This window comes from Ramlibacter aurantiacus (assembly GCF_016722895.1).
GTDB classification, from domain to species: Bacteria; Pseudomonadota; Gammaproteobacteria; order Burkholderiales; family Burkholderiaceae_C; genus Ramlibacter; species Ramlibacter aurantiacus.
The window spans coordinates 73,346-98,903 of sequence record NZ_JAEQNA010000012.1; the positions used below are offsets into that span (position 1 = coordinate 73,346).

Annotated in this window: 21 protein-coding genes; 18 read left to right on the top strand and 3 right to left on the bottom strand. The window is 66.9% G+C overall.

The window, feature by feature from the left end; all coding sequences use genetic code 11:
* Positions 1 to 93: 93 nt before the first annotated feature.
* The 12 genes from JI739_RS22930 (at position 94) to accD (ending at position 13,269) form a co-directional block, all read left to right on the top strand.
* On the top strand, positions 94 to 1,020 hold the full coding sequence (locus tag JI739_RS22930) for a LysR family transcriptional regulator (RefSeq protein WP_201686349.1): 927 nt from the start codon (positions 94 to 96) through the stop codon (positions 1,018 to 1,020).
* A gap of 26 nt (positions 1,021 to 1,046) precedes the next feature.
* On the top strand, positions 1,047 to 2,465 hold the full coding sequence (leuC, locus tag JI739_RS22935; RefSeq protein WP_201686350.1) for a 3-isopropylmalate dehydratase large subunit: 1,419 nt from the start codon (positions 1,047 to 1,049) through the stop codon (positions 2,463 to 2,465).
* 77 nt (positions 2,466 to 2,542) lie between these two features.
* The gene (locus tag JI739_RS22940) at positions 2,543 to 2,767 is read left to right on the top strand and encodes a hypothetical protein (protein ID WP_201686351.1); all 225 of its coding nucleotides are present in this window, start codon (positions 2,543 to 2,545) and stop codon (positions 2,765 to 2,767) included.
* A gap of 4 nt (positions 2,768 to 2,771) precedes the next feature.
* On the top strand, positions 2,772 to 3,422 hold the full coding sequence (gene leuD, locus JI739_RS22945) for a 3-isopropylmalate dehydratase small subunit (RefSeq protein ID WP_201686352.1): 651 nt from the start codon (positions 2,772 to 2,774) through the stop codon (positions 3,420 to 3,422).
* A gap of 12 nt (positions 3,423 to 3,434) precedes the next feature.
* Positions 3,435 to 4,523, top strand: a complete 1,089-nt coding sequence (leuB, locus tag JI739_RS22950) for a 3-isopropylmalate dehydrogenase (protein ID WP_201686353.1) — start codon at positions 3,435 to 3,437, stop codon at positions 4,521 to 4,523.
* A gap of 84 nt (positions 4,524 to 4,607) precedes the next feature.
* On the top strand, positions 4,608 to 5,780 hold the full coding sequence (gene asd / locus JI739_RS22955) for an aspartate-semialdehyde dehydrogenase (protein ID WP_201686354.1): 1,173 nt from the start codon (positions 4,608 to 4,610) through the stop codon (positions 5,778 to 5,780).
* 289 nt (positions 5,781 to 6,069) lie between these two features.
* Entirely contained in the window at positions 6,070 to 8,721 is a 2,652-nt protein-coding gene (locus JI739_RS22960) for a FimV/HubP family polar landmark protein (RefSeq protein WP_354003788.1), read from the top strand.
* A gap of 32 nt (positions 8,722 to 8,753) precedes the next feature.
* Complete coding sequence (truA, locus tag JI739_RS22965; RefSeq protein ID WP_201686356.1) at positions 8,754 to 9,560, top strand: tRNA pseudouridine(38-40) synthase TruA; 807 nt, start codon at positions 8,754 to 8,756, stop codon at positions 9,558 to 9,560.
* Positions 9,561 to 9,611: 51 nt separating this feature from the next.
* Complete coding sequence (locus JI739_RS22970) at positions 9,612 to 10,313, top strand: phosphoribosylanthranilate isomerase (RefSeq protein WP_201686357.1); 702 nt, start codon at positions 9,612 to 9,614, stop codon at positions 10,311 to 10,313.
* Positions 10,297 to 11,562, top strand: a complete 1,266-nt coding sequence (gene trpB, locus JI739_RS22975; RefSeq protein ID WP_201686358.1) for a tryptophan synthase subunit beta — start codon at positions 10,297 to 10,299, stop codon at positions 11,560 to 11,562. The genes JI739_RS22970 and trpB overlap by 17 nt, the downstream gene beginning before the upstream one ends.
* Entirely contained in the window at positions 11,559 to 12,371 is an 813-nt protein-coding gene (gene trpA / locus JI739_RS22980; RefSeq protein WP_201686359.1) for a tryptophan synthase subunit alpha, read from the top strand. The genes trpB and trpA overlap by 4 nt, the downstream gene beginning before the upstream one ends.
* A 25-nt stretch (positions 12,372 to 12,396) precedes the next feature.
* Complete coding sequence (gene accD / locus JI739_RS22985) at positions 12,397 to 13,269, top strand: acetyl-CoA carboxylase, carboxyltransferase subunit beta (protein ID WP_201686360.1); 873 nt, start codon at positions 12,397 to 12,399, stop codon at positions 13,267 to 13,269.
* Positions 13,270 to 13,721: 452 nt separating this feature from the next.
* On the opposite strand, the gene JI739_RS22990 is transcribed toward accD, so the two are convergent.
* Positions 13,722 to 14,270, bottom strand: a complete 549-nt coding sequence (locus JI739_RS22990; RefSeq protein WP_201686361.1) for a YggT family protein — start codon at positions 14,268 to 14,270, stop codon at positions 13,722 to 13,724.
* 53 nt (positions 14,271 to 14,323) lie between these two features.
* Between JI739_RS22990 and JI739_RS22995 the strand changes: the two genes are divergently transcribed.
* The 3 genes from JI739_RS22995 (at position 14,324) to lysS (ending at position 17,111) form a co-directional block, all read left to right on the top strand.
* Positions 14,324 to 14,962 (top strand): LON peptidase substrate-binding domain-containing protein, encoded by a 639-nt coding sequence (locus tag JI739_RS22995; protein WP_201686362.1) that lies wholly within the window; start codon positions 14,324 to 14,326, stop codon positions 14,960 to 14,962.
* A gap of 11 nt (positions 14,963 to 14,973) precedes the next feature.
* Entirely contained in the window at positions 14,974 to 15,471 is a 498-nt protein-coding gene (locus JI739_RS23000) for a glutathione peroxidase (RefSeq protein WP_201686363.1), read from the top strand.
* Between the two features lie 104 nt (positions 15,472 to 15,575).
* Positions 15,576 to 17,111, top strand: coding sequence for a lysine--tRNA ligase (gene lysS, locus JI739_RS23005; protein ID WP_201686364.1), 1,536 nt, complete (start codon positions 15,576 to 15,578; stop codon positions 17,109 to 17,111).
* 16 nt (positions 17,112 to 17,127) lie between these two features.
* Here lysS and JI739_RS23010 read toward each other — a convergent pair whose 3' ends face one another.
* The gene (locus JI739_RS23010; RefSeq protein ID WP_201686365.1) at positions 17,128 to 17,418 is read right to left on the bottom strand and encodes a catalase family protein; all 291 of its coding nucleotides are present in this window, start codon (positions 17,416 to 17,418) and stop codon (positions 17,128 to 17,130) included.
* Positions 17,419 to 17,526: 108 nt separating this feature from the next.
* Complete coding sequence (locus JI739_RS23015) at positions 17,527 to 18,585, bottom strand: catalase family protein (RefSeq protein WP_201686366.1); 1,059 nt, start codon at positions 18,583 to 18,585, stop codon at positions 17,527 to 17,529.
* Between the two features lie 313 nt (positions 18,586 to 18,898).
* On the opposite strand from JI739_RS23015, the gene JI739_RS23020 reads away from it, so the two are divergent.
* The 3 genes from JI739_RS23020 to JI739_RS23030 form a co-directional block, all read left to right on the top strand.
* Positions 18,899 to 20,302 (top strand): FAD-dependent oxidoreductase, encoded by a 1,404-nt coding sequence (locus JI739_RS23020; protein ID WP_236589996.1) that lies wholly within the window; start codon positions 18,899 to 18,901, stop codon positions 20,300 to 20,302.
* Positions 20,303 to 20,943: 641 nt separating this feature from the next.
* Complete coding sequence (locus JI739_RS23025; protein ID WP_201686368.1) at positions 20,944 to 21,363, top strand: hypothetical protein; 420 nt, start codon at positions 20,944 to 20,946, stop codon at positions 21,361 to 21,363.
* Positions 21,364 to 22,073: 710 nt separating this feature from the next.
* A partial coding sequence (locus tag JI739_RS23030; protein ID WP_201686369.1) for a type I polyketide synthase occupies positions 22,074 to 25,558 on the top strand: 3,485 nt, incomplete at its 3' end.

Sequence of the window (25,558 nt, forward strand, 5' to 3'; positions counted from 1 at the left end):
TCCGGACTGCGCACAGGCCCATCTCGATTCACGATGCCTGAGTGGGATCGGGCGCGGATAATCTGCCCTGGCTTCGCATTTCGCGATCTTTCCATGGCCACCCCCGACCGCAACCTTGCCCGTCGCCTCGACCTCACCTCGCTGCAGCTGTTCATGGCGGCCAGCGAGCTGGGCAGTATCGGCCGTGCGGCCGAGCACGAGTACATCGCGGCTTCGGCGGCCAGCAAGCGCATTGCCGACCTCGAAGACGCCGTGGGCGCGCCCCTCTTCTACCGACGCGCTCGGGGCGTCGAACTCACGCCCGCGGGGCAGACCTTCCTGCACCACGCCAAGGCGGTGCAGTTCAACCTCGAACGCATGCAGGCCGACCTGAACGAGTACGCCCAGGGCGTGCGCGGCCACGTGCGGGTTCACGCCAACATCTCGGCCATCGTGCAGTTCCTGCCGGAGGACCTGGCCGGGTTTGCCCAGTGCCATCCCGAAGTGAAGATCGACCTGTCCGAGCACCTCAGCGCCGAAGTGGTGCGGGCAGTGCGGGAGGGCGACTGCGATCTCGGCATCTGCCACCCGCCCACCGCCACCGACGACCTCGCCCTGCGCCCCTACCGGCAGGACCGGCTGGTGCTGGTGGTGCCCGAGGGCCATGCGCTCGCGCGACTGCCGGCGGTGGCCTTCACCGACACGCTGGACTACGACCACCTGGGCCTTCACAGCAACAGCTCCATCTACCTGGCCATGAGCCGCGCCGCGCACCAGGCCGGACGCACCGTGCGCCTGCGCATGCAGGTGACCGGGCTCGACGCGCTGTGCCGCATGGTGCAGAGCGGCCTGGGACTCGGGCTCGTGCCCGACCGGGCCTTCGGCCTGCTGCGCCGCATGGGCGGGCTGCAGGCGGTCGCCCTCACCGACGACTGGGCCACCCGCGAGCTGCAACTCGTGGCCCGCGACTTCGCCACCCTGCCCGTGACCGCGCGCCTGCTGGCCACGCACCTGGGCAGCCCTCCACCTGCCGCTTCATAGACATTTCTCCTCACAGGACCACAGCCATGGGACGCACCCTTTACGACAAGATCTGGGACGAACACGTCGTCCATACCGAGGACGATGGCACCGCCGTCCTCTACATCGACCGGCACCTGGTGCACGAGGTCACCAGCCCGCAGGCCTTCGAAGGACTGCGCGAGGGCGGCCGCAAGGTCTGGCGCATCAGCAGCGTGGTGGCCACGGCCGACCACAACACGCCCACCACCGGCTGGGAGCTGGGCTACGACGGCATCACCGATCCGATCAGCAAGGAGCAGATCACCACGCTGGACAAGAACATCGGCGAATTCGGCGCTGCGGCCTACTTCCCCTACCTGTCCAAGCGCCAGGGCATCGTCCACGTAATCGGGCCCGAGCAGGGCGCCACGCTTCCCGGCATGACGGTGGTCTGCGGTGACTCGCACACCTCCACCCATGGCGCCTTCGGCGCACTGGCCCACGGCATCGGCACCAGCGAGGTCGAGCACGTGCTGGCCACGCAGACGCTGCTGGCCAAGAAGGCGAGGAACATGCTGGTCAAGGTCGAAGGCCAGCTCGCGCGCGGCGTCACGGCCAAGGACGTGGTGCTGGCCATCATCGGCCGCATCGGCACCGCCGGCGGCACCGGCTACACCATCGAATTCGCCGGCTCGGCCATCCGCTCGTTGAGCATGGAAGGCCGCATGACGGTGTGCAACATGGCCATCGAGGCCGGCGCCCGCGCCGGCCTGGTGGCGGTGGACGACAAGACCATCGACTACGTCAAGGGCCGCCCCCTCGCGCCCACGGGTGCCGAATGGGGGCAGGCGGTGGCCTACTGGCGCACCCTGCACACCGACCCCGATGCCAAGTTCGACGCCGTGGTGGAGATCGACGCCACCCGCATCGTGCCGCAGGTCACCTGGGGCACCTCGCCCGAAATGGTGCTGGGCATCGACGGGCGCGTGCCCGATCCCGACAAGGAGAAGGACGACAGCAAGCGCTCGGCCATCGAGCGCGCGCTGAGCTACATGGGCCTGGAGCCGGGAAAGCCCATGGCCGACGTGCATGTCGACAAGGTGTTCATCGGCTCGTGCACCAACAGCCGCATCGAGGACATCCGCGAGGCCGCGGCCGTGGTCAAGCGGCTGGGGCAGAAGGTGTCGTCCAACGTCAAGCTGGCGCTGGTGGTGCCGGGCTCGGGACCGGTGAAGGAGCAGGCCGAGCGCGAAGGCCTGCACGAGATCTTCAAGGCGGCGGGATTCGAGTGGCGTGAGCCGGGCTGCTCGATGTGCCTGGCCATGAACGCCGACCGGCTGGAGCCGGGCGAGCGCTGCGCGTCCACCAGCAACCGCAACTTCGAGGGACGCCAGGGCGCGGGCGGCCGCACGCACCTGGTGTCGCCGGCCATGGCCGCCGCCGCCGCGGTGCACGGGCACTTTGTCGACATCCGTCAACTATGAGGGCCCACCCCCGAAGCGGCTTCGCCGCCTCCCCCTCGAGGGGGCGCCACCAGCGGCCCGGCAAAGCCGGTTCCGCGGTGGCCCTGGTACTTGCGGCTGCCGTGCTCGTGCTGCCCGGCTGCGCCGCGATGGAGAACACGCGCAACGCCGTGGCACGCACCGGCAACCAGCTCGGTCAGAAAGTGGAACAGGTCGACCAGAAGGTCAGCGGGCCGCTGGAGCGCAGCCGCGCCAAGCAGGTCATCGACAACACCGGCGCCAAGATCGACCGCGCGGTCGACGGCGCGCTCAAGAGGAATTGATCACATGGACAAGTTCACCGTGCACAAGGGCCTGGTCGCCCCCATCGACCGCGAGAACGTCGACACCGACGCCATCATTCCCAAGCAGTTCCTCAAGTCGATCCGCAAGACCGGCTTCGGACCCAACCTGTTCGACGAGTGGCGCTACCTGGACCACGGCGAACCGGGCCAGGATCCGGCCAGCCGCAAGCCCAATCCCGACTTCGTCCTCAACCAGCCGCGTTACCAGGGCGCCTCGGTGCTGCTGGCACGCCGCAACTTCGGCTGCGGCTCCTCGCGCGAGCACGCGCCCTGGGCCATCCAGCAGTATGGCTTTCGCGCGCTGATCGCGCCCAGCTTCGCCGACATCTTCTTCAACAACTGCTTCAAGAACGGCCTGCTGCCGATCGTGCTGCCCGAGAGCACCGTGTCGCGCCTGTTCGACGACGTGCTCGCCTTCCCCGGCTACGAACTCACCGTGGACCTCGAGCGCCAGGTGGTGGTGAAGCCGCAGGGCGAGGAGCTTGCGTTCGACGTTCAGCCGTTCCGCAAGTACTGCCTGCTCAACGGGTTGGACGACATCGGTCTGACGCTGCGCCACGCCAGCAAGATCCAGGATTACGAGGCGCGCCGCCTTGCCGCCAAGCCCTGGCTGGCCCACACCCTGACGCGCTGAACAAGGAACCACATGAAGATCGCAGTCCTTCCCGGTGACGGCATCGGCACGGAGATCGTGGCCGAGGCCGTGAAGGTCCTGAACGTGCTCGACCTCGACTTCGAGATGGAGACCGCACCCGTCGGCGGCGCCGCCTACGAGGCACACGGCCATCCCCTGCCCGAGTCCACGCTCAACCTGGCCAAGCAGGCAGACGCCATCCTCTTCGGCGCCGTGGGCGACTGGAAGTACGACAAGCTCGACCGGCCACTGCGGCCGGAGCAAGCCATCCTCGGCTTGCGCAAACACCTGGGCCTGTTCGCCAACTTCCGCCCCGCCATCTGCTATGAGCAGCTCACGCATGCATCCAGCCTCAAGCCCGAATTGGTGGCCGGGCTGGACATCCTCATCATCCGCGAGCTCACCGGCGACATCTATTTCGGACAGCCGCGCGGCCGCCGCACGGCCACCGACGGACACTTTCCCGGCGCCGAAGAAGCCTTCGACACCATGCGCTACAGCCGCCCCGAGATCGAGCGGATCGCGCACGTGGCCTTCCAGGCCGCACGCAAGCGCAGCAAGCGCGTGACCAGCGTCGACAAGGCCAACGTGCTGGAGACCTTTCAGTTCTGGAAAGACGTGGTCACCGAAGTCGGCCGCGAGTACCCGGACGTCGAGCTCGACCACATGTACGTGGACAACGCCGCCATGCAACTGGTCAAGGCGCCCAAGCGCTTCGACGTGGTGGTCACCGGCAACATGTTCGGTGACATCCTCTCGGACGAGGCGGCCATGCTCACCGGCTCCATCGGCATGCTGCCCTCGGCCAGCCTCAACGCGCAGAACCAGGGCCTGTACGAGCCCAGCCATGGCAGCGCGCCCGACATTGCGGGACAAGGGGTCGCCAACCCATTGGCTACAATTCTGTCCGCCGCCATGATGCTCCGCTTCTCCCTCGACCAGCCCGAAGCCGCCGACCGGATCGAATCCGCCGTCCGGCAAGTGCTCGCACAAGGGTTGCGCACGGCGGACATCCATTCCGAAGGCACCACCCAGGTCGGCACGCGCGACATGGGCGATGCCGTCGTGGCCGCGATTACCAAGACCACCATCAAGAGCTGACCGCTTCTGGTTCGTCGCGCCCTCTCCGGCTCCGACGAGCCGGGGAACAAACACCCAAGCATTACTTCGTAAAGGGCGATGACGATGACTCTCAAGGCACAACAACCCCGGGTCGGCCTGGTCGGCTGGCGCGGCATGGTCGGCTCGGTCCTGATGGACCGCATGCAGGCCGAAGGCGATTTCGCGCTGATCGAACCGGTGTTCTTCTCGACCTCGAACGCCGGTGGCAAGGCCCCGGTCCAGGCGAAGAACGAGACCACCCTGAAGGACGCCTTCGACATCGCCCAACTCGCCCAATGCGACGTCATCCTCACCGCGCAAGGCGGTGACTACACCAGCGAGGTGTTTCCCAAGCTGCGCGCGGCAGGCTGGAACGGCCACTGGATCGACGCGGCTTCCACGCTGCGCATGAAGGACGACGCGGTCATCGTCCTCGACCCCGTCAACTCCCCGGTGATTCGCAACGCCTTGTCCAAGGGCGGCCGCAACTGGATCGGCGGCAACTGCACCGTGAGCTGCATGCTCATGGGCGTGGGCGCCCTGTACAAGGCCGGCCTGGTCGAGTGGATGACCAGCATGACCTACCAGGCTGCGTCCGGTGGCGGTGCCCAGCACATGCGCGAATTGCTCACCCAGTTCGGCACGCTCAACGCCGAGGTGCGCGCGCTGCTCGACGATCCCAAGTCGGCCATTCTCGAAATCGACCGCAAGGTGCTCGCTCGCCAGCAGGCCCTGTCGGCTGAAGAAACGCAGAACTTCGGCGTGCCGCTGGGCGGCTCGCTCATTCCGTGGATCGACAAGGATCTCGGGGCCGGCAAGCAGCCGGGCGAGGACGGCTGGGGCACCAGCCGCGAAGAGTGGAAGGCGGGCGCCGAGACCAACAAGATCCTCGGCCAGGGTGCCGGCTTTGGCACCCCCGCCGTGCCCGTCGACGGCTTCTGCGTCCGCATCGGCGCCATGCGTTGCCACAGCCAGGCCCTGACCTTCAAGCTCAAGAAGGACGTGCCTTTGGCCGACATCGAAGCCCTGATCGCGGCCGACAACCCCTGGGCGAAGGTGATTCCCAACACCCGCGAAGCCACCATGGCCGGGCTGACTCCGGTGGCCGTGACCGGCACGCTGGACATTCCCGTCGGCCGCCTGCGCAAGTTGGCGATGGGGCCGGAATACCTGGGCGCCTTCACCATCGGCGACCAGTTGCTGTGGGGCGCCGCCGAGCCCTTGCGCCGCATGCTGCGCATCCTGCTCGAGTCCTGACTCCCAACCGCTGCGCAGCAGCGGTTGCATCCAAGTTTTGTTCCGTGAAACGGCCTGTAACCTCATCAGTTCAGGCCGTTGCCGTATGGCAACATCGATTGCCGAGCTTGCACTGCCTGCGTGTGAGCACTCGCGCGTCGAGCAGCATCGCCTTGTGAGGCAGCGAAGATCGATGCTATCTTCTTTGTAGTAAAGACCGCACAAGGCCCACGTCCGCATCATGAGAAATCAGCCGCACGCCTCCCGAGTGCCTTCGCCGGTGGCGGCGCCTACCTGGCGCAGTACGGCCGTGGGATTGGCCGCCGCCCTGCTGATGGGCGTTTGTGCCGGCGAGGCCCAGGCCCTCGCACTTGGCCGTGTCGTCGTGCACTCCGCGCTCGGCGAACCCCTGCGCGTCGACATCGACGTGCCACAGGTCACCGAGCAAGAGCGCGAGACGCTGCGCACCGAGATGGCCGCTCCCGACGCCTTCCGCGCGGCCGGCCTCGAGTACCACCCCAGCCTGGCCGGTGCCCGCGTCTCGCTGCAACGCCGGCCCGACGGCAGCCACTTCATCCGGGTGGCCACCGAGCGCCCCGTGAACGAACCCTACGTCGAGTTGATGGTCGATGCCCGCTGGTCCTCTGGACACATCGTGCGTGACTTCACCTTGCTGCTCGATCCGCCGCAAGTGCGGCGCGCGGCCCCCACCATGGCGCCACAGGTCGCCGCGGCCCCGCGCACGACCACGGCCGTCCCTGCGCCCTCCACCACTGCTCCCAGGGCTGCGTCCGCCGAGCCCGCCGGAGCCGCGACATCCGCACCCGCCGGTGGCGGCGCCCTCCGGCCGCCCGAAGCTGGCGCCCCGCCCCGGGTCGAAGTCCAGCGCGGCGAGACCGCCGGCCGCATCGCCGAGCGCTACCGGCCGCAAACGGTCTCGCTCGACCAGATGCTGGTGGCCCTGCTCAAGGGGAACCCGGCCGCCTTCGACGAGGGCAACGTCAATCGGCTCAAGGCCGGCGCCGTGCTCGAATTGCCCAGCGCCGCAGCGGCCGCCAGCATCACGCCCGCGCAGGCTCGCCAGACGCTGGTCGCACAAAGCCGCGACTTCAACGAATACCGTCGCCAGTTGGCCCAGGCCACGGCCAACGCCCCGGCCGTCGGCACAGCCGGCCGCACGGCCTCGGGCCGGCTCGAGGCCGAGGTCCAGGAAAAGGCGCAGGTCGCCCCCAGGCCTGACCGGCTGACGCTGTCCAAGGGGTCGGTCCAGGGCCAGCGTGGCGCCGAAGAGCAGATCGCTCAGGAGCGCAGTGCGCAGGATGCCGCCGCGCGCCTGGCCGAGCTGAACCGCAACCTGGCCGAGCTGAACCGCCTCACGGCCACGGCTGCCCAGGCCACCCCCACCCGTACCGGCCCGGTGTCGTCCTCGGCAGCCCCTGCCGCCCCGGCCGCAGCCGCGGCATCGGCGACGACAGGCACCGCAGGGGCCGCCCCCGATGGCGGCTCCACCGGCCTGCCACTGTCCGCGCAACCAGCTCCGGCGCCTGCCGCTACGGCGACACCGGATTCCGCCCCCACCCCAGCGCCTCAACCGCCGGCAGCGGCCGAAGCGGATTGGCTCCAAGAGATGTTCGACAACCCCCTGTTGCCTGCCGCCGCCGGCGGCGCCGCCGCCTTGCTGCTCGGACTCGTCCTGTACCGCGCCCGACGCCGCCGCCAGAAGGCCAGCCACGTCGACAGCTCGTTCCTCGAAAGCCGCCTGCAGCCCGACTCTTTCTTCGGAGCCAGCGGCGGCCAGCGCATCGACACCGCCGAGAACAATCAGACCAGCGCGTCGTCGATGGTCTATTCGCCCAGCCAGCTCGACGCCGCTGGTGACGTCGACCCCGTGGCCGAAGCGGATGTCTACCTCGCCTACGGCCGGGACCTGCAAGCCGAGGAAATCCTCAAGGAGGCCCTGCGCATCAATCCCCAGCGCGTGGCCATCCACGCCAAGCTGCTCGAGATCCACGCCAAGCGCGGTGAGGCCAAGCCGTTCGAGGCCATTGCCCGCGAGGCCCACGCCCTGACGCAGGGCGTCGGCACCGAATGGCGACAGATCAGCGCCATGGGCCGCGAGCTCGACCCGGCCAACCCGCTGTACCGCTCGGCCGACGGCCGCGGCGCCGGCGCCGCCGCCATCGCAGGCGGCGGGACCGCCGCTGGCCTGCTCGGCACCCGCTACGTCACCACCGACGAAGCCGACGAGGCGGTCGAACTCGATTCCGGGCCACCCAGCGGGCTCGACCTCGACCTCGACTTCCTCGAGTCGCAGCCCACCACGACCTCTGCCGGCACCGCGCCTCGCCCCGTGGCGCTCGACGCGCCTCGCCCCGTGGCGCTCGACGCGCCTCAGGAAGCGACGGCCGTGCTGGAGCGCCCGGCGCCGGAGACGCCCCAAGCCCTGCTCGAAGAAGTACCCCCCGTGGCAGAGCCCGCCGTGTTGCCCGCTCTCGCCGAGTCGGTGCCTGGCATCGAGTTGCCCGGCCTCGACCTGGAACCGCTCTCGGCGCTCGAACTCGACGCGCAGCCGGCGGTCGCCTCCGCTGCGGTGGCCGAGCCGGCACCCGCTGAGGTCGCCGCCGCCGAAGCACCCAGCGCCGGACTCGAGCCGCTGACCTTCGATTTCGGTGACCTGTCGCTCGACCTCGACAGTGTGCTGCCCACGGCCTCGCCAACCATCGAGCCGGTGGTTCAGGCCGCCCAGCCCGATGACTCGCTCGCGGCGCTGGAACCCCTGCCGTCGCTGGCAAGTTCCAGCGAGGGCGATGCCGACGCCCTGATCACCAAGTTCTCGCTGGCCGAGGAGTTCCTGGCGATCGGGGATTCCGACGGGGCGCGCAGCCTGGCCGAAGAAGTGCTCGCCGAGGCTTCCGGTGAACTCAAGGCCAAGGTGCAGCGCTTCATCGCCGACATCGGTTGAACGCCGCGCCGCCAGACCCGGCGCCGCCCGCGATGGCTGCGCCGCCCCTGCCGTCCACCCGCATCGCACTGGGCATCAGCTACGCCGGCCACGGCTACTCAGGGTGGCAGAGCCAGCTGTCCGGCCAGACCATTCAGGACAAGCTGGAGCAGGCGCTGTCCCGGTTCGCGGCGCAGCCGGTCTCCACCGTCTGTGCGGGGCGCACCGATGCCGGCGTCCATGGCCTGATGCAGGTCGTCCACTTCGACACGCCGCTCCGCCGCGAGTCCTTCTCCTGGGTGCGGGGCACCAACACCTTCCTGCCGCCGGACATCGCCGTGCAATGGGCGCAGGAGGTGCCGCGCGCATTCCACTCCCGCGCCAGCGCCGTGGCCCGTCGGTATGCCTACGTGCTGCTCGAATCGCCGGTGCGCCCCAGCGTCGAGGCCGGGCGCGTCGGGTGGGTGTTCCGGCCGCTCGACGCCGCCGCCATGCGCGAAGCCGCGACGCACCTGCTGGGCCAGCACGACTTCAGCTCCTTTCGCGCCGCCGAGTGCCAGGCGCGCACGCCCGTCAAGACGCTCGCCCGCATCGACATCTCGCGCCGCGGCCCCTACTGGCGCTTCGAGTTCGAGGCCGACGCCTTCCTGCACCACATGATCCGCAACATCATGGGTTGCCTGCTGGCCGTCGGCCAGGGACTGCAGCCGCCCGCGTGGATGGCACAGGTGCGGGATGCACGCAGCCGCCGCGTGGCCGCGCCCACCTTCTCGCCCGACGGGCTGTACTTCCTCGGCCCGGTCTACGACCCCGCCTGGGGCCTGCCGAGCCAGGCGGCTGCTTATCATTGGCTCCCCTGACCGGCCCGGCCCGGTATTCCGCCGAGCCTCGAGCGCGAGGACTTTCCCCACATGACCCACACCCCCGGCTTGCGCACGCGCATCAAGATCTGCGGCCTGACCCGCGAGCAGGACGTCGATGCCGCCGTGCAGGCCGGTACCGATGCCATCGGCCTGGTGCTGTACGCGAAGAGCCCGCGCCATGTGAGCGCGGCGCGGGCCGCCGAGTTGGCGCGCCGACTGCCGCCCTTCGTCACGCCGGTGCTGCTGTTCGTCAACGCGTCGCCCGATGAGGTTCGTGCGGCCTGCGACCTCATCCCGGCGGCGATGCTGCAATTCCACGGCGACGAGACTCCCGACGAGTGCGCACGCGCAGCCGCGGGACGCCCCTTCCTGCGAGCCGCGCGCATCCCCCTGGATTCGTCCCAATCGTTCGACTTGCTAAGATTCGCGTCCGATTTCTCCGCCGCCCAGGCCCTGCTGCTCGACGCGCATGTCGAAGGCTACGGCGGTGCCGGCAAGGCATTCGATTGGTCACGCATTCCAATAAACGTCAGCGCTCACCTCGTCTTGTCTGGTGGGTTGACGCCTGCAAACGTGGGCGATGGCATCGCCCGTCTGGGCCCGCGTTGTCGCACGCTGGCCGTTGACGTGAGCTCCGGTGTCGAGGCCTCCAAGGGCATCAAGGACGCCGGCAAGATCGAGCAGTTCGTCGCCGCCGTGCGCGCGGCCGACGCCTACCTGGGTTCCACCCGTCATGAGCACCTCCTATGAACAACCCGATGCCGCGGGTCATTTCGGCATCTACGGCGGCAGCTTCGTCAGCGAGACCCTGACCCACGCCATAGCCGAACTGCGCGCCGCCTACGCGCGCTGGCAGAACGACCCCGAGTTCCTCGCCGAATTCGAGTACGAGCTCAAGCACTTCGTCGGCCGTCCCTCTCCCATCTACCACGCGAGCCGCATGAGCCGCGAGATGGGCGGCGCGCAGATCTACCTCAAGCGCGAAGACCTCAACCACACCGGCGCCCACAAGATCAACAACGTGATCGGCCAGGCCATGCTCGCCAAGCGCATGGGCAAGCCGCGCGTGATCGCCGAGACCGGCGCCGGCCAGCATGGCGTGGCCACGGCCACCATCTGTGCGCGCTATGGGCTGGAATGCGTGGTGTACATGGGCGCCGAGGACGTCAAGCGCCAGAGCCCCAACGTCTATCGCATGAAGCTGCTGGGCGCCACGGTGGTGCCGGTGGAACTGGGCAGCCGCACACTGAAGGACGCGCTGAACGAGGCCATGCGCGACTGGGTGACGAACGTGGAGAACACGTTCTACATCATCGGCACCGTGGCCGGCCCCCACCCCTACCCGATGATGGTGCGCGACTTCCAGAGCGTGATCGGCCGCGAGTGCATCGAGCAGATGCCTGAAATGTTTGGCCGCCAGCCCGACGTGGTGGTGGCCTGCGTGGGCGGCGGCAGCAACGCCATGGGCATCTTCCATCCCTACATCCCGTTCGAGCAGACCCGGCTGGTCGGCGTCGAGGCGGCCGGCGAGGGCCTGGAAAGCGGCAAGCACTCGGCCTCGTTGCAGCGCGGCAGCCCCGGCGTGCTGCACGGCAACCGCACCTACATCCTGCAGGACGAAGACGGCCAGATCACCGAGACGCACAGCATCAGCGCGGGCCTGGACTACCCCGGCGTGGGCCCCGAGCATGCGTGGCTCAAGGACATCGGCCGTGCCGAGTACGTGGGCATCACCGACCGCGAGGCGCTGGATGCCTTCCACTACCTGTGCCGCCACGAGGGCATCATCCCCGCGCTCGAATCGAGCCACGCCCTCGCCTACGCCATGAAGCTTGCGCCCACGATGCGACCCGACCAGAGCATCCTGGTCAACCTCTCCGGACGCGGCGACAAGGACATCGGCACCGTGGCCGATTTGAGCGGCGCCGACTTCTATTGCCGGCCCAGCTGCCAGGGACAGAGCGTCAAGGGTGAAGCCCGCGTGGAGTTCAAGGCATGAGCCGCATCGAACCCACCTTCGAGCGCCTGAAGCAACAGGGCCGCAAAGCCCTCATTCCCTACGTTACCGCCGGCTTCCCCTATGCCGATGTCACGCCCTCGCTGATGCAAACCATGTGCGATGCCGGCGCCGATGTCATCGAACTGGGTGTGCCCTTCTCCGACCCGATGGCCGACGGCCCCGTGATCCAGAAGGCCGGCGAGCGCGCGCTGGCCCTGGGCATCGGGTTGGCCCAGGTGCTGCAGATGGTGCGCGACTTCCGCCGCGAGAACGCCGACACGCCCGTGGTCCTCATGGGCTATGCCAACCCCGTCGAACGCTACGAGCTGCGGCACGGCCCTGGCTCGTTTGCGCGCGACGCCGCCGAAGCCGGTGTCGATGGCCTGCTGATCGTCGACTACCCGCCCGAAGAGTGCGAAGCCTTCGCCGCGCAGCTTCGCGAGCACGGGCTCGACCTGATCTTCCTGCTGGCCCCCACCAGCACCGACGAGCGCATGCGCCAGGTGGCACGCGTGGCCAGCGGCTACGTGTACTACGTGTCGCTCAAGGGCGTGACCGGTGCCGGCCACCTCGACACCGACGCGGTGGAACAGATGCTGCCGCGCATCCGGGCACAGGTGTCCGTCCCCGTGGGCGTAGGCTTCGGCATCCGTGATGCGCAGACCGCGCGCGCCGTCGGCCGCGTGGCCGACGCGGTGGTGATCGGCACCAAACTGATCCAGTTGATCGACGGCCAGCCGCGCGACCAGGTCGGCCCGGCTGCGGCGCGCTTCATCGCCGAGATACGGCAAGCGCTCGACCACTCCTAGAATCGCTCCCCGAAAGGAAGCCCGCATGTCCTGGCTCGAAAAACTCCTCCCGCCCAAGATCCAGCCTTCCGAGCGCAGCGACCGCCGCAGCGTGCCCGAAGGCCTGTGGGTCAAATGTCCCAGCTGCGAGACCGTCCTGTACAAGACCGATCTCGAGCAGAACAAGAACGTCTGCCCCTCCTGCTCGCACCACCACCGCATCGGCGCCCGCGCCCGGCTCGATGCCTTCCTCGATGCCGAAGGCCGCTATGAGATCGGCCAGGAAGTGCTGCCGGTCGACGCCCTCAAGTTCAAGGACAGCCGCCGCTATCCCGAGCGTTTGAAAGAGGCGCTGGAGAACACCGGCGAGACCGATGCGCTGGTGGTCATGGGCGGCGCCGTTCACAGCATCAGCCTGGTGGTCGCGGCCTTCGAGTTCGACTTCATGGGCGGCAGCATGGGCAGCGTGGTGGGCGAGCGCTTCGTGCGCGGCGTCGAGACCGCCGCCGAACAGAAGGTGCCCTTCGTCTGCTTCACCGCCACCGGTGGTGCGCGCATGCAGGAGGGCCTGCTGTCGCTGATGCAGATGGCCAAGACCAATTCCGCCCTCACCCGCCTGGCGCAAAAGGGCCTGCCTTACATCAGCGTGCTGACCGACCCCACCATGGGCGGCGTCAGCGCCGGCTTCGCCTTCATGGGCGACATCGTCATCGCCGAGCCCAAGGCCCTGATCGGCTTCGCCGGCCCGCGCGTGATCGAATCCACCGTGCGGGTCACGCTGCCCGAGGGCTTCCAGCGCGCGGAATTCCTGCAGCAGAAGGGTGCGATCGATTTCATCTGCGACCGGCGCGAGCTTCGCAAGACGATTGCCAGCGCGCTGGCCATGTTGCAGCGCCAGCCGGCTGACGCAGTGGCCTGACGCCGGGACGGCCGGGACACGCGCCAGCAAAATCCGTTCGGGCTGAGCCCTTCGACAAAGCTCAGGACAGGCCTGTCGAAGCCTGGTGAGCAGACCCCCCCCGTTCGGGCTGAGCCCGTCGAAGCCGTTCGCGCTCGATCACCACACCCGTTCGGGCTGAGCTTGTATTCGCCGCCGAGGGCGACGAAAGGCATTGAGGGGACAAACAGTTAGTGGGCCTACCCATCCGTTCGCCCTGAGCCTGTCGAAGGGTTGGCGGGGCTTCGACGAGCTCAGCCCGAACGGAGTTGGTGTGTCGAGCGAAGGCTGTTTGTTGGGAGCCTGTCGAAGCCTGCACCGCGCGACGGGCCGTTCGACACTTCGACAAGCTCAGGACAGGCAGGCTTTGGGAGAACGGAGTGGGTGCGGCGCCGCGTCTTCCTCATGCCCTACGCGGCCCCCGACACAGGTTCTCAGGTAACCGCGTGCTGCAACCCATTGAGCACGATCCCCACAACCTGCAGCAGCACCAGCAAAGCCAGCGGCGACAAATCAATCCCGCCCACCAGCGGGATCACGCGGCGAAACGGCCGCAGCAAGGGAGCGCACAAGCGCTCCACCAGATCGGCCATCGGCGAATCCGCCCGCACCCACGACAGCACCGCACCCACGATGACCAGCACGGTCATGGACGAGATCACCAGCCGCAGCAGGCCGAACACGGCCAGCAGGGGCAGCAACACCGCGCTGGCCGTGGCGGCGCCCAGCACCGCCCATATCAGCACCACCTGCAGCAGCTCGATCAGGTACGCCGCCACCGCACTGGCCGTGTCCCAGCGGCCTACGGCCGGCAGCACCCGGCGCAGCGGCAGCACGAGCCAATTGGTGAGCGCGAACACGAAGCGCCCGATGGGATTGCCGAAGGACAGCCGCTGGTGCTGCATGTACAGCCGCAGCAGGCACGCACCGCCGAACAGGGTGGCCGCGACGTTCAGGAGCAGCGAGAAGATTTCGTAGAGCATGGGCCCGGCCGTGGAAAGGTCGTGGGATCATAGCGAGCCGTTCTGGAGCTTCCGTGTCGTCCGCCCTCACCCTGCAGTCGCTTCCCTTGTTCCCGCTCGGAACAGTGCTCTTCCCGGGCGGGGTCCTGCCGCTGCGGGTGTTCGAGGTGCGTTACCTCGACATGATCACCCGCTGCCACAAGGCCGGCGCGCCCTTCGGCATCGTGGCGCTGACCCAGGGCCAGGAGGTGCGCCAGGCGGGCGCTCCGCCCGAGACACTGGCCCACGTCGGCACCCTGGCCGAGATCGAAGAACTCGCCCGACCACAGGCCGGCCTGATGATGGTCCGCGTGCGCGGCACCCAGCGCTTCCGTGTCACATCCAGCCAGCGGCTCAAGCACGGCCTTTGGGTGGCCGATGTCGAGCGACTGCCCGACGACCTGCACGTGGCGGTCCCGCCCGATCTGGAACCCATCGCCCAGGCCTTGCAGAAAGTGTTGGACTCGGTCCGCGACAAGCCACAAGGCCCAGGCCAGCAGCCCCTGGAACCCGACGAATGGCGGCTCGACGACTGCGGCTGGGTCGCCAACCGCTGGTGCGAAGTGCTGCCGGTTCCCACGGGGCTGAAGCAGCGCCTGATGGAGCTGGATAACCCGCTGCTGCGCCTGGAGCTGGTGGGCGACGTGCTCGCCCGCATGGGCATCTGCAGCTGACCTCGCGGGCCGTGCAGTTCCACGACCTCTGCGCCACCGACATTGAAGGCAAGCCGCACAGCTTCGGCCAGCACCGAGGCAAGGTGGTCCTGGTGGTGAACACGGCCAGCCGCTGCGGCTTCACGCCGCAGTTCGCGGGCCTGCAGAAGTTGCATGAGCGGCATGCCGACCAGGGCCTGGTCATCCTTGGCTTTCCTTGCAACCAGTTCATGGCGCAGGAACCGGGCGATGCACACGACATCCTCGAGTTCTACTCGGTCAACTATGGCGTGACCTTCCCGATAATGGCCAAGGGCGACGTCAACGGACCGGCCGCACATCCCGTGTTCAGGTACCTCAAGTCCCGCCTTCCCGGGGCATGGGGGGCCGGACGGCTGGTCGGCGGACGGATCATGTGGAACTTCACCAAGTTCGTGATCGACCGGCAAGGCGTGCCGGTGAAGCGTTTCTCACCCAGAACCACGCCCGGATCGATGGCACCGTTCCTGAAGTCGACCTTGGGCGGATGAACCCGAGCCTCGGGGACGGACCTCGGCGCTCGGGGCGCCGCCCGTGAAAACCTAAAATCGCCGGTTTGGCCGCACGCCGGCCACCAACTCACCGCCGCACCCCCATGTCCGACCCCGCCATCCAGCCTGCCCACGCCGCCCAAGACGACAACCAGCTGATCGCCGAGCGCCGCGAGAAGCTCAAGGCCTTGCGTGAGCAGCAGCAGCAAGGGGGACCGGTCGCCTTCCCCAACGACTTCAAGCCCGGCGTGCACGCGGCCACCCTGCTCGAGTCGCACGAACACAAGAAGGCCGACGAGCTGGAAGGCGAACGTGTGCCGGCGCGCATCGCCGGCCGCATGATGCTCAAGCGCGTGATGGGCAAAGCCAGCTTCGCCACCCTGCAGGACGCCACCGGTCGCATGCAGGTCTACATCACGCGCGACAACGTGGGCGAAGAAACCTACGCCGCCTTCAAGCACTGGGACCTGGGCGACATCGTGGGCTGCGAGGGCACCCTGTTCAAGACCAGGACGGGCGAACTCACCGTGCAGGCGACCAGCATCCGCCTGCTCACCAAGAGCCTGCGGCCCATGCCCGACAAGTTCCACGGCGTGGCCGACCAGGAAGTGAAGTACCGCCAGCGCTACGTGGACCTCATGACCGACGAAGAGGCGCGTAGGCGCTTCGTCGCGCGCAGCAAGGCCATCACCGGCATTCGCGAGTTCATGGTGGCGCACAACTTCCTGGAAGTGGAGACGCCCATGCTCCACTCCATCCCCGGCGGCGCCAACGCCCGGCCCTTCGTCACGCACCACAATGCACTCGACCAGGAGATGTTCCTGCGCATCGCGCCCGAGCTTTACCTGAAGCGGCTGCTGGTGGGTGGATTCGAGCGCGTGTTCGAGATCAACCGCAACTTCCGCAACGAAGGCATCTCGGTGCGCCATAACCCCGAGTTCACCATGATGGAGTTCTACGCGGCCTACTGGAACTACCGCGACCTCATGGACTTCACCGAGGCTTTGGTGCGCGACGCCGCGCTCAAGGCCACCGGCACGATGGAGCTGGTCTATGCCGGCAAGCCGGTGGACCTGTCCAAGCCCTTCGAGCGCCTCACCATCCGCGAAGCCATCGACCGCCACACCGAAGCCGGCCCCCGTGCGGACGACCGCGAGTGGCTCATCGCCGAGCTGAAGAAGCTGGGTTCGTCCGAGGAGAAGCATCGCCTGTCCACTCGGTCCCTGGCCAGCCTGCAGGTGATGTACTTCGAGGAGAAGGTGGAAGAAAAGCTCTGGCAGCCCACCTTCATCATGGAGCACCCCACCGAGATCTCGCCCCTGGCCCGCGCCAACGACCAGCGGCCCGAGGTCACCGAGCGTTTCGAGCTGTACATCACCGGGCGGGAGTTCGGAAATGGCTTCTCGGAGCTGAACGACGCGGAAGACCAGGCCGCGCGCTTCACTGCGCAGGTGGATGCCAAGAGCGCAGGCGACGACGAGGCCATGTTCTTCGACCATGACTTCGTGCGAGCGCTGGAATACGGTATGCCGCCGGCCGGGGGCTGCGGCATCGGCATCGACCGGCTGATGATGCTGCTGACGGACAGCCCGAGTATTCGGGACGTGATCCTGTTCCCGGCGCTGCGGCGGGAAAGCTAGCCGCAGTCGCACCCCGCTAGTCGGCCGCGTCGAAGTCCTCGGCCCTCGGCTCGATGGGCTTTAACCCGTGTAGCGCACGACGTTCGTGCGCCATCGCTCGATAAAGATGGACGCGGGCCAGATTGAGGTCGCCGACCGGCCGGTGGGCCATGAGTGCGTTGCCAGGGGAGAAGGCGATCCGCTCGTCCAAATCTTTGCGCGATGGCGCGTTGACTGCCTGCACTGGCAGCTCCAGAGTCGCCACCTTGATGAAGGGACTCACCTCCTCACGCCATTCGACACTCGCGTCGTGAATGGGCGTACTCACGTCATCACGGTAAAACTGCACCGGTAACGTCGGCCCTATTCGTAGTTCCGGATGGGATGGCGCGGCGATGGATGTATTCCGCCGGCCACGACTGTCCCCGGCTGGAGCTCACTCGGCCGCGTCGAAGTCCTCGGCCCTCGGCTCCACGCGCGCCTTCCCGTTGCGGGCATGGCGGTAGCGGGCCAACTCGCGATAGATCTGCACCCGCGCCAGATTGAGTTCACCCACTGGGCGATGGGCCATCAGCGAGTTGCCGGGAGAGAAGGCGATCACCTCGGCCAGCTGTTTCCGTGAAGGCGCGTTCACGGACTGGACCGGCAGCTCCAGCGTCGCCACCTTGACGAAGGGGCTCACATCCTCGGGCCATTCGACGCTTGCATCTTCGATGGGCGTGCTTGCATCGTTCCGATAGCACTGCACGAACACATCGAAGCTGGCGGGATGCTCGGCCAGGTGTCGCGCAAGGTTCTCCTTGAGGTAATCGTCGGTCAGCTTCGCAGGCAGACGACTGCGGAACGCAGAGGTCGGCTGCAGCTTGCACTTGACCACGTGGCGCTCACCGCATTGGTAAGGCACGCAACTCCAGTAGGCAATGTCCAGCGGGCTTGAGTCATGGTGGATGTTGCCCGCGGTCTTCCGGATGATGTCGAAGTGCCCATGCATCATCAGCCACAGCAGACCGCCCCATGTGCTGAACCTCAGAAAGAACGGCGCAATACCAGCGAAACGATCCAGGGTTCCGAGTGGCACGAACGGTTGGGACAGAAACGTGAAATCCTGTGTGCAGTGCTCGTCTTCAGAGAGACGCCCCCCCCCCCCCGAACTTTCGTAAACACCCAGCAGCTTGATCGCCAAGCCGCGGACCTGCTTTTCCTTGTCGCTACGAATCCGCTCGCTCGAGGTGGAAAAGCGCACCCAGCACGGAAAACTGTGTCCTTGGCTGAACACGCCCGCACGCAAGTGAACCGGCACGTTCTCGTCGACGGTGAACCTTCCTTTGGCCAGGCCCAGCGTCGTGGCCATACCCGCACGTCGCGCATCGCCGGGCCGGTAAGTCCTGCCCAGGAAGTCCTGCAACCGTTTGATGAGCTTGTCGACCTTGCTCGTTGTTCGACCGAAGGGACAGACGGCAGTCTGTGGTGAAGGCGCGGGTTGGTTTTTCTGCATGGGTGAACTCTGTTGGACGATCGGGATACGCAGGCGCCGGACTCGGGCCACGAAGAAATGCCAGCAACACCTCGCATCAAAGCCTGAAGGGCAGCTGACATTCGACCGCTCAGTAACCGCCCTCTACGCGCTGGTTCCGCCTCCTCGCGAATGACCCACTCTGTCCATCGAAAGAATTGCAAGCAATCAGTAAGTATGTATATTGCCGTCTGTGGCAGGCGAGTTTCCGCCGGCCCCACCAACAGGACGGCACCCGATGATCAACACGCGATTTGGCCAAGTTCCCCTCCTGATGCGCGCCCCTGGTGCGCCCATGACCCGAGTCGCGGTGATCGGCGCCGGGCCTTCCGGCTTGTACGCCGCCGAAGCGCTGCGACGCACGGGCCGGCACGAAGTGCTTGTCTTCGAGCGCCAGGCGCGTGTCGGCGGCATGGCGCTGACCCGGACCTACGACGCTCCCGACGGTCGCCGTATTCCCTATGACATGGGCAGCGGCCAGCCTTTCAGCTCGCGCAAGCTGTTCAAGCTGATCAAGGAACTGCACCTGCATCTGGGCAGCGACCTGGGTGAAGGCATACGGCCCGGCACGCCCTGCCACTTCCGCTTCCTGGACACGCACACGGGCGAGTACTCGGCCGACTTCCTGCGCCACCGGCTGACCGGCCAACCCCTGGGCCGGCAACTCACCCAGATGCGCGACTTCGCGCGGCTGATCCCGTGGATCCTGCGCTTTCGCAAACTCGCACGGCCAGGCCATGCGCACGGCTTTTCTCCTGAACTGCTGCGAATGTCGGAAGCCGAGTGGATGAAGGCCTGCGACTTCAAGTTGATCGGGCCACTGCTGCGCGCCCTGTCGTCCATCAGTTCCCATGGTGGCATCCACGAAGACGCGGCCGACCCGCGCAGCCTGGTGCAATCACTCAAGAGCTTTGTGTTCGCGCTGAACCCGCCCCTGCGCTACACCATGGGCGTGTGGTTGCCGGTTCGCGAGGGCTACCAGGAGGTTCTCACTCGCCTGGCACGACGCCTCAACGTGATGACCCGGGCCGAGATCACCGCCATCCGCCGCAGCGACGAGGGCGTCCACATCACCTGCAACGGGCAAGACTATGAATTCGACCACCTGATCATTGCGTGCCCACCCGGCAAGGTGGCTGCTGCCATGGATTGCGACGTCGAAGAAACGACGCTGTATGCGCGGGTTCGCAACAGACCCACTTGGCGCGTGTGCTTCCTGGCCCGTGGCATTCCCGAACCCCGGGGCGTTTACGTCTTCACGGACCAGGCCGAGCGTGCGGACGCGCCGCACGCCCTATGCGATTTCCACTGCCACGCATTGATCGAGGGCACGGGCACCGACGCGCTGCGCCTGTATTGCGGCATCGTGGGCCATGACCGCCTCGACGGCATCGATGCCGCTCTCCAGGAGTCTGAGCGCCTTCTGGTCAAGGTATTCGGCGCCCACGACATCCGCTGGATCGACAAGGTGTTCTGGCCGCAGTTCAACTCGCATTTCGGAATTGAAGATCTCGCATCCGGCATTTACGATCAGTTCGAGCAATTGCAGGGCCGCAACCGAACCTGGTACACGGGGGAGTACTTGGCCGGCAATTCACATTCGATGACGCTTGAGTACTCTTGGCGTCTGGTGGAGCGGCACTTCAGCATGGCGCCGAAGCCTGTTCGCGGACAACGCCATGAGCATCGATACGCCTGACTGCAATGGCCGAATCACCGAAACTCATCCAGAAAATAACCGTCACCTTCATCAAAGGAGCCGTTACCCATGAAGTATTTGTCTGCCTTCCTGCCCGCCATCCCAATTGCCCTCGAGAAAGAGGAGGACATCATCACCGCAGTCAGATCCGGAGACCTGTCGTTTGGGTTATCGAACGAGCACAAGACCAGGTTCAAGCCTTCCAGGGTCCGTTACCTGATGTCATTCGCTTTCGAACATCACGACAGTCGAGGCCGACAACTGCTGTTCTATCCCTACCAGGACGACACCACCCACCCCCTTACAGAACGGCGCATCGCGCATCAGAAGCAGCAGCGCCAGCAGGCAGATGACGCCCTGCGGCTCGCCATCGAAAGCATCGACGACTCTGTTCTCTTGAGGTATCTGCGCGGGGGGGGGGGGGGGGGGGGGAAGGGGACAAGCTCCTGGAGCGCGAGGCCAAGAACGAGTTCCTCACCCTTGTTCTGGGCCAGTGGGTCAAAGGGATTGAGATCACGCCGGAGTACATCAAGGCGGTCGAGACAATCCGCTCCGTCGACAAACAGAAGATCAGGAGCATCCTGTTTCCCAAGAAGAGAGAACTGGTAGCCGCAAAGAAGCTACTCGAAGAGGCAACGCACATGAATGCCGAAGCTTACCTTCAGAGCGCGGCAACGCTAGACATCTGGGACGGGCTGACCATCATCAAGAAAAACCAGAACAATCCCGTATTCAGGCAGATGCTGGCTTCAGGAAATTGGTCGCCCGCCGCCTTCTGCGCGCAACACAAGCTCGGCCCTTCGAAGTCGATCAGGATCACAAACAAGAGAACCGACCTGAACGGGGTACTGCCATGCGCAGTAGATGCTGGACGAATGGTCGTGCTGAAGATGCAGGCCGCTGCAAAATCCAGCGCCGGCTATTTCTCCTACTGCAGCGCCGACAACTTCACCATGAATTTCCTAACTCTGGTCGTCGACAAACTCCTGCCTGGTGTTCGCCGACTGCCAGATGAGTCCGGCTGCCCCTTCAGCCATCAGGTTCAGCGACCCCTGTACTAGCCATCGCCAACCGGAGCCGGCACACGAGGGCTTGCTCCGGCTGCGCCCCTTCCACCGCACGGCGCAACTGCCATTGCAGCTCCTGATGCTGCCGGTGCGCCAGTTGCGCCATCTCGATCAAGGCGCCAGGTGTGAAGGAGCCCGAGGCGCGCTGCGACGCAGGCCACACCCCGGCGCGTACTCACGGTCGCCGCATACCAGGGCGTCACCACCAACGCCTGGCGACGCACGCTGATCACAGAACCGCCGGCCCCCACCGCCTCTAGCGGATCCAACCACGTCAGAGAAATCCCACGACACCAGCACCGGCCGGGCAAGGCTGGATGCGGGTGATGCAAGTGTCGGCTCCAGAGAGCCCAACCCGAGAACACGGAACCAGCATCGGGCGGCGAGTCAATAGGACAACGCCAACAAAATAGTTAGAAAGCTTGCTCAATGCTTTCTTTATGTTCAGAATGAGCTGCAACTTGTGAGCGGCCTTCAGAGCACGCCACACCGGTCTCAGGGAGAGATCCGCAGTACCCAATCACGGGAGAAGAGCTTCGTGCCCACGGAATTCCTGCCTATCTACCTTCATCGAGCGCGCACGCGTTGCCCTCTCCCCTGCCCTTCCTCGGGTCCGCCCGGGAACTGATCTCCCCGACTCGTTTTTTCGTTCTCCGCCGCACGCTGTCCATGCGGTGACCTGCTCAATCGTTCTGGAGGTTTCCATGCATGCAGTTCCTGCGGGCCCGGCCCGCCTTGCAACGCCTGTGGCCGTCGTTGGACTTGGCGCCCTGTTTCCCGGCTCGGCCGACAAGATCGGCTTCTGGCGCGACATCCTGGCCGGGCGCGATCTCGTCACCGACGTGCCTCCCACCCACTGGCTGATCGAAGACTACTTCGACCCCAATCCAAGCGCGCCCGACAAGATCTACGCCAAGCGCGGCGCCTTCCTGCAGGCCAGCGACTTCAACCCGCTGGAATTCGCCATTCCTCCGGCCAACCTGCCTTCCACCGACACGGCGCAACTGCTGGCGCTGCTCGTGGCCAAGCAGGTGCTGCACGACGCCGCCGGCACCTCGTTCTCCAAGATGGATCGCAGCCGCATGAGCGTGATCCTGGGCGTCGCCTCGGCCACCGAACTGGTCACCGAACTCAGCGCTCGCATGCAGCGCCCGGTCTGGGCCCATGCGCTGCGACAGCATGGATTCGACGACGCGCAGGTCACCGCCATTTGCGATCGCATCTCCAATCAGTACGTTCCCTGGAACGAGAACTCCTTTCCCGGGATGCTGGGCAACGTGGTCGCCGGCCGCATTGCCAACCGCTTCGACCTGGCCGGCACCAACTGCGTGATCGACGCAGCCTGCGCCAGCTCGCTCGCGGCCCTGCACCTGGCCCTGCTCGAACTCGAAAGCGGACACAGCGACCTGGTGATCACCGGCGGGGTGGACGCGCTGAACGACCCGCTCATGTACGCCTGCTTCAGCAAGACACCGGCTTTATCGCCCACGGGTGACTGCCGCCCGTTCTCGGCGGCCGCGGACGGCACCATGCTGGGTGAAGGGCTGGGCATGCTGGCGCTGAAGCGACTGAGCGATGCCGAGCGCGACGGCGATCGCATCTATGCCGTGATACGGGGCCTGGGCACGTCTTCGGACGGACAGTCCAAGAGCATCTACGCGCCGGTGGCCGAAGGCCAGGCCAAGGCGCTGCGCCGTAGCTATGCAGTCGCGGGCTACGGACCCGAAACCGTTGAAATGGTGGAGGCCCATGGCACCGGCACGCGCGCAGGTGACCTGGCGGAGTTCCAGGGCCTGACCCGGGTGTTTGGCGAAGCTGAAACCGGACGAACGGGCTGGTGCGCCCTGGGCTCGGTGAAATCGCAGATCGGCCACACCAAGGCTGCGGCCGGCATCGCCGGGTTGTTCAAGGCGGTGATGGCACTGCACCACAAGGTCTTGCCGCCCACCATCAAGGTCGACCAGCCCAGCCCGGCGCTCAACCTGCCAGCAAGTCCCTTCTACCTGAACACCCGTGCTCGCCCGTGGATTCGCGATTCATCACACCCGCGCCGGGCATCCGTCAGCGCCTTCGGCTTCGGCGGCTCCAACTACCACGCCGCGCTGGAGGAGTACACCGGCCCGGCGCCCCGGCGCCCCCGCCTGCGCACCCAGGGCCACGAGCTGCTGCTGGTGTCCGCCTCATCGGCCGCCCAGCTGATCGAGCGGTGCCGCGCGCTCGACCTGCGGCCAGAGGTCGTTGCCCACGCCGCCAACCAGTCACTCCTGGCCTGGTCCGAGGGTTCGCACCGCCTGGCCCTGGTGGTCTCGTGCGACGATGCCGCCACCACCATGACGCAGGCGCTGGGCCGCATCGAGCGGCAGCCCGAGCAGCCATTCGCCCTGCCCGGGGGCCAGGTGCATTACGGCGTGGGCGCATCCCTGGGACAGGTGGCCCTCCTGTTCTCCGGGCAGGGCAGCCAGTACCTGGAGATGGGCCGCGACCTCGCCATGAGCTTCGATGCCGCGCGCGAGGTCTGGGACCGTGCCGCCGGATTGGGCTGGGGCCCGAACGGCCTGCACGGCGTCGTCTTCCCTCCTCCTTCGTTCAGCGATGAGGAGCGCGCGCAACAGGAACGGTTGCTGACCGAGACACAGTGGGCACAGCCCGCCATCGGGGCTGTGCAGCTGGCGCAGTTGGCGCTGCTGCGGCAGGTCGGCATCGAGCCGTCGGCCGTGGCCGGCCATAGCTTCGGGGAGTTCACCGCGCTGGCCGCGGCGGGCAGTCTCTCCGCAGACGACCTGTTGCGCGTGGCGCGCCGCCGTGGCGAGCTGATGTCGGGTGCCGCGACCGTGCCCGGCGCGATGACCGCCGTGATGAACGGGCCCGCCGGGCTCGAACAGCAGGTCCAGGCCAGCGGATTCGGCGTGGTTGCCGCCAACCGCAACACGCCCACACAGCTGGTGTTCTCGGGCGACCTCAGAGGCATCGAGCGGCTGGAGACCTGGCTGGCGGAGCGCCAGGTGGAGTTCCGCCGCTTGCCGGTGAGCACCGCGTTCCATTCACCGCTGGTCGCCCCCGCCGTTGAACCCCTGCAAGCTTTCCTGGGGGGCCTGGACGTGCGGCAACCGAGCTTGCCCGTGTACGCCAACACCACGGCGCAGCCTTACCCGGCCGAGCCGGAGGCCATCCGGCGCCAGCTGGCCGCTCAACTGGCCTCGCCGGTGCGGTTTAGTGAGCAGATCGACAACCTGTATGCCGCCGGCGTGCGGGTGTTCCTGGAAGTGGGGCCGCGCGGCGCGCTCTCGTCCTTTGTGGAGCAGACCCTGAGTGGCCGCCCGCACCTGGCCATCAGCCTGGACCGCGCGGGCGTGGATGGGGTCCTCATGTTCTGCCAGGCCCTGGCCAAGCTTGCCGCGGCTGGCGTGCCCATGCGGCCCGCCGAGTTGTGGCGCGAGTACGCCGAACCAGCGGCACCTGCCGGGAAGAAGCCGCCCTTGACGGTGCCGATCCTCGGCGTCAACTACGGCCGCCCCTATCCGCCGCCACCGGGAACCCTCCCCCAACGCGCTTCCAGCGAACCTCCGGCAGTGGCACTTGGCGCGGCGAATGCTGCATCGCCAGCAGCTGCGGAACTGGAGTTCCAGCAGTGGATGCATCACCTGAACGAGGCGCCGGCGGCGCAGGCTGCAGCGCCCGTGGCGGCGGCTGTGTCGAGCACGCCTGTACCGCCCGCCATTGAAGTGGCCATACCCGATCCAGCCCCGCCCAATGTTCGCGCCGACGTCTCGCCAGAGCTGCGCGATGCCCTGCTGGCGGTGGTCTCCGAGAAAACCGGTTACCCCACCGACATGCTGGACCTGTCGCTCGAGTTGGAAGCTGGCCTGGGCATCGATTCGATTAAGCGCGTGGAGATCCTCTCGGCCTTTCGCGAACGCATGCCTGGGCTGCCGGAGGTGGCGCCTTCGCAGCTGGCTGCGCTGAACACGCTGGGTGATGTGCTGGCGTTCATGCAGGCGGCGGCGCCTGCGGCGAACGAACCCACCCCCTCCGTTCGGGCTGAGCCCTTCGACCAAGCTCAGGACAGGCTCGTCGAAGCCTTCGCGAACCCTTCGACCCTTCGACAAAGCTCAGGACAGGCAAGCTCAGGGCGAACGGAGGGGGCGGCTGCAGGGCAGACGACTGGGTCCAGCGAAGCCCTGCGCACCAC